The organism is Promicromonospora kroppenstedtii DSM 19349 (genome assembly GCF_000515355.1).
Classification (GTDB): Bacteria; Actinomycetota; Actinomycetes; order Actinomycetales; family Cellulomonadaceae; genus Promicromonospora; species Promicromonospora kroppenstedtii.
On record NZ_KI911694.1, the window covers coordinates 28,787 to 34,239 of the forward strand.

5 protein-coding genes are annotated in these 5,453 nt (G+C 71.2%); all 5 read right to left on the minus strand.

The window, feature by feature from the left end; all coding sequences use genetic code 11:
* A partial coding sequence (locus PROKR_RS35235; RefSeq protein WP_169736458.1) for a family 10 glycosylhydrolase occupies positions 1-1,160 on the minus strand: 1,160 nt, incomplete at its 3' end.
* The gene (locus PROKR_RS17345) at positions 1,157-2,002 is read right to left on the minus strand and encodes a carbohydrate ABC transporter permease (RefSeq protein ID WP_036965060.1); all 846 of its coding nucleotides are present in this window, start codon (positions 2,000-2,002) and stop codon (positions 1,157-1,159) included. The genes PROKR_RS17345 and PROKR_RS35235, both read right to left, overlap by 4 nt.
* Positions 2,002-2,997: a carbohydrate ABC transporter permease gene (locus PROKR_RS17350; RefSeq protein ID WP_036965062.1), complete on the minus strand. Its 996-nt coding sequence runs from the start codon at positions 2,995-2,997 to the stop codon at positions 2,002-2,004. Before PROKR_RS17350 ends, PROKR_RS17345 begins: the two co-directional genes overlap by 1 nt.
* Positions 2,997-4,286 carry an ABC transporter substrate-binding protein gene (locus tag PROKR_RS17355; protein ID WP_036965063.1) on the minus strand — a complete coding sequence of 430 codons (1,290 nt, stop codon included), beginning with the start codon at positions 4,284-4,286 and terminating at the stop codon, positions 2,997-2,999. Before PROKR_RS17355 ends, PROKR_RS17350 begins: the two co-directional genes overlap by 1 nt.
* Before the next feature lie 55 nt (positions 4,287-4,341).
* On the minus strand, positions 4,342-5,292 hold the full coding sequence (locus PROKR_RS17360; protein ID WP_036965067.1) for a D-2-hydroxyacid dehydrogenase: 951 nt from the start codon (positions 5,290-5,292) through the stop codon (positions 4,342-4,344).
* Positions 5,293-5,453: the final 161 nt, after the last annotated feature.

Sequence of the window (5,453 nt, forward strand, 5' to 3'; positions counted from 1 at the left end):
AGCGCCTGGTAGACGCCGGACGCGGCGTCGCGCACCGGGGCGGGTGCGCCGCGCTCGTCGGCGTCCCACACGAGCACCTCGGCGACGGGCCGCGACTCGGCGAGGTCGGCGGAGACCGCGCGATGGAGCCCGAAAGCCCGCTCGACGGCGGGGATCCAGCGGGGGTCGGGGATCCGGGCGGCGAACTTGGTGAACCACGGGAACGCGCCGTGCACGAACCCGTCGACGATCCACCCGGTGGTCTCGACCGCCGCGTTGACCGAGTCCTTCCACCGGAAGTCGTGCGACTCCGGCCCCACCGAGGTGATGAGCCCGACCGGCTTGCCCGGGTGCAGCGCCCGCACCCGCTTGGCGTCCCGGCCCGCCGACCAGAGGGCCTCGCCGTCGCCGCGCGCCTGGTGATCCACCAGGAGGAACGGCACCGACCGCGCGACCCGCGGCTCCAGGTCGGCGGCCGTGAACGAGCCCAGGTTGGGCACGAACCGCACGGCCGGCGCCACGTCCTGGACGGCCTGGTCCCAGTGCGCCACGAGCTCGCTGAGCCGGGTCCGGCGCCAGGCGCGGTAGGCCGCCCAGGCCTCGCCGTCGGCGGGATCCGCCGAGGTCGGCAGCGAGCGCCCCGTCGCCGACCGGAAGTCCGCCGCCGTCGACCCGGTGTACCCGGGCCCGTGCCCCTGCCACCGGTTGGCGAACAGCGCGTCGACGTCGTAGTCCCGCGCGATCTCGCGGAGCACCTCGGTGGTGAGCTCCCAGCTGTACCCGCCGAACGCGTCGGTGAGGTAGATGCCGGGCATGGCCCAGTGCTCCAGGAGCTCGCCGTCCTCGGTCCGCGCGATCCACTCGGGCCGCTGCTCGACGACGTCTCGGTGCACCGCGTGCGGGTCCACCCGGGCCATCACGGCCATCCCGCGCGAGCGGGCCAGGTCGACGACCTCGCCGAGCAGGTCCCGGTCGCCCAGGTAGGTGCTGCGATGGTGCATCGGCACCTTGGTCGGGTAGTACGCGACGTAGCCGCCCGCGCTGATGCAGACCGCGGTGGACGCCGTCCGCTCGATGACGTCGGCCCACTCGTCGAGGTCGAAGTCCAGCGGGTCGTTCTCCACGAAGGTGAGCTGGGTCCAGCGGTGGGTGCCGTCCAGTCCGGTGCGCGCAGCAGTCATTTGATTCCCGTCGTCGCGATGCCCTTGATGATGTAGCGCTGAGCGAAGATGAAGAACAGGACGATCGGCACCAGGGACAGCAGCGACATGGCGAACATCGTGCCGATGCCGCTCTGCGTCTCGGTGTCGACCAGCGACTTCAGCGCCACCGGGACCGTGTACAGCTCGGTCCGGGTCAGGTACAGCAGCGGGCCGAAGTAGTCGTTCCACGTCCAGATGAAGGTGAAGATCGTCGTGGTGATGAGCGCGGGCTGCATCAACGGCAGGATCACCGACCAGAAGATGCGGAAGGGTCCGGCGCCGTCGATCATCGCGGCCTGGTCGAGCTCACGCGGCAGCGACCGGATGAACTGCACCATGAGGAAGATGAACACGGCGTCCGTGGCCAGGAACTTGGGCAGCAGCAGCGGGATGTAGGTGTTGATCCAGCCCAGGTCCGCGAACAGGATGTACTGCGGGATCACGAGCACGTGGAACGGCAGCATGATCGTCATCAGGGTGAGCGCGAGGTACACCTTGCCCATCCGGAAGTTGAGCCGGGCCAGGGCGTAGGCCGTGAGCGAGCACGAGAACAGGTTGCCGAGCACGGAGCCGACGCCGATCAGCAGCGAGTTGCCCAGGAACAGGCTGAACGGGGAGCCGAGCGCGTCCCAGCCGTCGGCGTAGTTCTCCAGGGTGATCTCGCTGGGGAACAGCCCCGTCTGGGACAGGATCAGGTTGCTCGGCTTGAACGAGCTGACGACCATCCACAGCAGCGGATAGATCATGAGCAGCACGAACACGACGAGTACGACGTGCCGGGTGACCTGCCGCGGCACGGAGGTGGTGGGCGAGGCAGCCATCATTCGTCTCCGTAGTAGACCCAGCGCCGCGACACGATGAAGTTCGCGGCGGTCGCGGCGGCGATGACCAGGAGCAGCACCCACGCCATCGCGGACGCGTACCCCATGTCGAAGTTCACGAAGCCGCGCTGGTAGATGTACAGGGTGTAGAAGAGCGTCGAGTCGAGCGGCCCGCCGCTGCCTCCGCTGACCACGTGCGCCTGCGTGAAGGCCTGGAAGGCGCTGATCATCTGCAGGATCAGGTTGAGGAAGATGATCGGCGTGAGCAGCGGGATGGTGATCGACCAGAACCGCCGCACGCGCCCGGCGCCGTCGATCATCGAGGCCTCGTAGAGCTCCTCGGGGATCTGCCGCAGCCCTGCCAGGAAGATCACCATCGGCGAGCCGAAGGTCCAGACGTTGAGCACCACCAGGGTGGACAGCGCCAGCGACGGGTCCTGCAGCCACGAGCCCAGCTCGATGCCGAACCAGCCCAGGACGTGGTTGACCAGGCCGTTCTCCCCGAAGATCTGCCGCCACAGGATCGCGATGGCCACGCTGCCGCCGAGCAGGGAGGGCAGGTAGAACGCGCTGCGGTACAGCGACAGGCCGCGCAGCCCCTTGTCGAGCACGACGGCGAGGAACAGCGCGAAGCCGAGCTGCAGCGGCACCGACACCAGCACGTAGACGAGCGTCACGCGGACGGCGGCCCAGAACCGTTCGTCGCCCGCCATCCGCACGAAGTTGTCGAGCCCGATGAACTGCGGCGTGCTCAGCAGGTCGTAGTCGGTGAAGGCCAGCACCAGGGACGCGACCAGAGGGCCGGCGGTGACGCCGACCATGCCGATCATCCACGGCAGCAGGAAGATGTGGGCCACCAGGCCCTGGCCCCGGGTGCCGCCCGACGCCTTGGTCCGGCCGCGCGGGCGCCTGCGCCCGGCGGGGCCGGGCGACCCGGCGTCTCCGGAAGGCCCCGGCTCCTGGCGCCCGGTGTCCTTCGACGAGGTCAGGGTCATCATGCGCCCGCTATCTCGCCCTCGACGGCCTCGACGAAGGCCGCCGCGGCATCGGGCACGCGCTTCTGGCCGAGCGTGACCTCCTCGAGCTCGCGGATCATGAGGTCACGCCAGCTGCCCGAACCGGCCGGCGCCTCGAACCGCGGGCGCTGCTCCGTCCCGGCGATCTCGCGGGTGATGGCGATGACCTTCTGCTCGTCGGGCGTGGCGTCGGGCTCGTACGCGTCGAGCAGCTCCGCGTTGGGCGGCGCGCCGGCCGACAGTCCGACCAGGCTCAGCAGCTCGGGCGAGTTGAGGTTGAAGCTCATCAGCGAGGCGGCCGCCGCCACCCGGTCGTCCGGCACGCCCGAGTACATGGCGAACCGGCTGTAGTAGGTGAAGTGATAGCCCGCCGCGGCGTCCTCGGCGGCCGGCACGTCGCGCTGGTCGAACGCGTAGTCGGGGAACGCCTGGGCGTCGTCGACGATGTGGTTGGAGTTGGCGAAGGTGAGCAGCACCTTGTCGCCCACCTGGGACCAGGAGGGCTCGATGCCGTCCTGCTCGCTCACGCTCGTCGTCGCGCCCGCCAGCCGCAGCTTCTCCCACCAGTCGATCCAGGCGGCGACGCCGTCGACGCTCGCCCCGAGGGTGCCGTCCTCGGTCCACAGGTCCTCGCCGCGCTGGCGCAGGAACGACTCGAACGGCATGTCGTGGTACGGGCCGTAGGTGGTGCCCTTGCGGCCGGCGGCGTTGTTCTTCGCGTAGTCGACGAGCAGCTCGGCCAGGCCGTCCCAGCTGAGCTGGTCGGGCAGCGACACCCCGTCCTCCTCCTGGAACGTGGTGTTCCAGCGCACCACCGGGCTGAAGATCGACTTGGGCAGGGTGTCGAGCTTCCCGCCGAGCTTGAAGGTCTCGACCTGGTCCGCGCCGAACGCGGAGAGATCCAGGCCCTCGACGCCGTCGAGGTCGCGGTACAGCCCGGCGTCACGGTAGGTCAGCACGGCGGGTGACGGGATCCAGAAGACGTCGGGCACGTCGCGCGCCGCCATCTGGGTGGTCATGCGCTCCTGGTACGCGTCGTAGTCGCCGAACTCCGGGGCGACCTTGATCTCGGGGTGCTCCGCGGTGAACGCGTCGAGCGCCGCCAGGTAGGCGCGCTGCCGGTCGGAGCCGCCCCACCAGGCGAAGCGGACCGAGTCGCCGCCCCCGGAGGAGCCGCCCGAGGAGCAGCCGGCGAGAGACATGGCGGCGACCGAGAGCGCCCCCATCCCCGTCCACGTGAGGAACGACCGGCGAGTGATGTCTGACATGGTGTCCTTCTTTCAGTACGTCGTTGTACGGAGTGTCGTGCCGGGACAGGCGGGGTCAGGGCAGGCGCCCGACGTCGACGACGTTGCGCAGCGGGCGCCGCGCGAGCCATCGGTCCAGGTTGTCGAGGAAGATCGCCGTGCCGCGGTCCGCGGTGGCGGTCGTCGTGGCCCCGTTGTGCGGGGTGACGACGGTACGTGGCAGGTCCCACACGGGTGAGTCGGGTGGCAGCGGCTCGGTGGCGTGGGCGTCCAGGCCCGCCCCGGCGATCATGCCGTCACGGACGGCGGCGACCAGGTCGGCCTCGCGCACGATCCCGCCGCGCGAGACGACCACGAGGTGCCCCTGCGGGCCCAGCGCGCGCAGCGTCCGCAGGCCGATCGCGCCCGCCGTCTGGTCGGTGAGCGGCGCCGCCACGACCAGGAAGTCGCTGACCGCGGCCAGCTCGTCGACCGCCTCTGGGGGCAGCATGCGGTCCACCGGGTCGCCGGGTTGCGCGGGACGACGACGCAGCCCCATCACGCGCATGCCGAACGCCCGGGCCCGCACCGCCAGCTCGCGCCCGACGTTGCCGTAGCCGTAGACGCCGACCGTGCGGCCGGACAGCTCGTCGTGCGTGAATCGTTCCCAGCGGTGCGCCCGCTGGGCCTCGCCCCAGCGCAGCGCCTCGCGGCTGAGCATCAGCATGAGCATGAGCGCCTGCTCGGCGAGCGGGATCGCCCCGTTGCCCGCGGACGACGTCACGGTCACCGCGTCCGTGCCGGTGCTCGCCCGACGGCGCAGCGCGGGGCCGACGTCGGACTCCACTCCCGCGGCCCACGAGTGCACCCAGCCCAGGTGCGGCATGGCCGCGACCTCGGCGTCGGTGAGCCGGCCCGTCGCCACCGTCGCGGAGCGCAACGCCTCGGCGTCGTCCGCTGTGGTGACGACGACGTCGGGATGCGCGGCGCGCACCCGCTCCACGACCCGCTCGGCCTGGCCGCCCCGGACCACCACCACCTCAGGCACGGGATCCCCCCTCGATCGCCGGGGCGCCGCCGGGGCCCGGGCCGCCGTCGGCGATCACGACCACCTCGAACCCGGCCACCGTGGCGACCCGGACCAGCAGGTCGGCTCCGTCGTCCGCCGTCGTGGCCTGGCCCGCGAGCGCTCGTGCGGGCCGGCCCGCG